The sequence below is a fragment of the Bartonella gabonensis genome (assembly GCF_903679515.1).
GTDB lineage: Bacteria > Pseudomonadota > Alphaproteobacteria > Rhizobiales > Rhizobiaceae > Bartonella > Bartonella gabonensis.
The window spans coordinates 1-2221 of the sequence record NZ_CAHOYM010000081.1 but is presented as its reverse complement, the minus strand read 5'-3'; the positions used below and the strand labels follow the sequence as shown (position 1 = coordinate 2221).

The following is a 2221-nucleotide window of genomic DNA, read 5'->3' as shown; positions in this document are numbered from 1 at the left end:
ACTTGATAAAACAAATATTGAAGAAGAAGCAAAAGATCTTGATAAATTCTACAAAAGTATCACGTTCTGTACAGCAGGAATTACTGAACCCCAAGCAAAGCAGAACCTTATTATCAAGCTTTACGAAAGTTTTTTTGCCAAGGCATTTAAGAAAACCACGGATAGGCTTGGGATTGTTTACACCCCCGTTGAGGTTGTTGATTTTATCATTCACTCTGTTGATGATGTGTTACGCAATGAATTTGGAAAAAGCCTAGGGTCACGGGGTGTTTCTATTCTTGACCCTTTTACGGGTACTGGTACCTTTATCACACGGTTGTTACAATCCAATCTCATAAACCCAGAGGATATGGAATATAAATTCCGTCATGATATTCATGCTAATGAGATTGTTTTACTGGCTTATTACATAGCAGCGATTAACATTGAATCGACTTATCATAGTCTTATGAAAGGAGAGTATATTCCCTTCAAACATATTGGTTTGACTGATACATTCCGAATGCTTGAAGAGAGAAACCTACTACAAAAATTGTTTAAAGAAAACAGTGAATATTTAGAACACCAGAAAAATCTGAATATCGAGGTTATTTTTGGCAACCCCCCTTATTCGGTAGGACAAAAAAGTGAAAACGACAATGCAAAGAATAGTCCTTATCCCATACTAGATGACCGTATTCGTGAGACCTATGCCGCTCAATCTAAAGTCACGAATGTACGAGCGCTTTATGATAGTTATATCCGTGCTATCCGTTGGGCGAGTGATCGTATTGGTGATGCGGGGGTAATCGGCTTTGTTTCTGGTTCTGGTTACGTAGAAAAACCAACAATGGATAGTTTACGAAAATCTTTGGCTAAAGAATTTACCAGTATTTATGTTCTTAATTTACGGGGGGATATTCGTAAAAATATGATGAATAAAAATAATTCTCAAGAAGGAGAAAATGTTTTTGGCAATGGAAGCATGACGGGTATTACTGTGACGCTGTTTATCAAAAATCCTAATGCTTTTGGAGAATGTAAAATTTACTATCATGACATTGGTCATAATCTCACGACAAAAGAAAAACTTACAACTCTGGAATACTTTGGTAGTATTTCTGGCATTTCACGGAGTAAACAAGGTTGGCAAACGATTACACCAGACGAACATGGAGATTGGATTAATCAACGTAATAACAGTTTTGAAACGTTTATAGCCTTGGGTAATAAGAATTATAAGAAAGAGCATAATAAAAAGCTTTTTGAAACGTTTTCATGTGGTCTAAAAACCAATCGTGATGCTTGGGCATATAACTCAAATCGTGAAATTTTAGCAAAAAATATGCGTAATATGATTACTTTCTATAATAGCGAAGTAGAACGTTTTAATAACACTTATACACATGCTGACCGTAAAACACGTACCAATGCTGTAAATAATTTTATCAATACAGATGAGAGAGAAATTAGTTGGAGCCGTGCACTTAAACAAGAGTTAGCAAAAGGAAGGGGATACAAATTCGAAGAATCTTGCCTTACACAAAGTTTGTATCGTCCTTTTACAAGACAGTGGCTTTATTATAATCGTGTCTTCAATGAAATGGTTTATCAAATGCCTCGAATATTTCCTATGGGAAAAGCAGCTGAAAATAAGGTGATTCAAGTTGCTTCTGTAGGAACTATGAGTGGTTTTTCTGTACTTATGGCTAAGTATTTGCCTAACCTTCATGCAATAGATACAGGTCAATGTTTTCCAAGGTATATTTACGAAGATACTACAGTTTCAAAAAATAAAAATAAAAAACAATCTCATTTATTTTCGAATATTACAGAGGAAAGCAAAACAGCTGGTTTACAGAGGATTGATGCCATTACTGATGAAGGACTAGACCATTTTAAAGCGGCTTATCCTAATGAGACCATAATAAAAGAAGATATCTTTTATTATGTTTATGGATTATTACATTCGGAAGATTATCGTACCCGTTATGCTCATAATTTATGCAAAGAATTGCCTCGTATCCCTTGTGTAAAGAGTGCTGATGATTTTTGGAAATTTGTTACAGCAGGGCGTGAACTCGGTCACTTGCACGTGAATTATGAAACTGTAGAACCTTATCCAGTCTCATTTAAAAAAGGCAATCCGAAACAAACAGATATCTCTAATCCTAAGGAATTTTATTACGTTACAGAAATGAAATTCGCAAAAATTAAGAATAAATTCGCAAAAATTAAGAAT

General features: G+C 34.8%; 1 protein-coding gene. It reads left to right on the top strand.

Translation table 11 applies throughout. The features are described from left to right. Positions 1-2221: type ISP restriction/modification enzyme (locus HWX04_RS08025; RefSeq protein ID WP_175869600.1), on the top strand; the 2221-nt coding region annotated here is incomplete at both ends.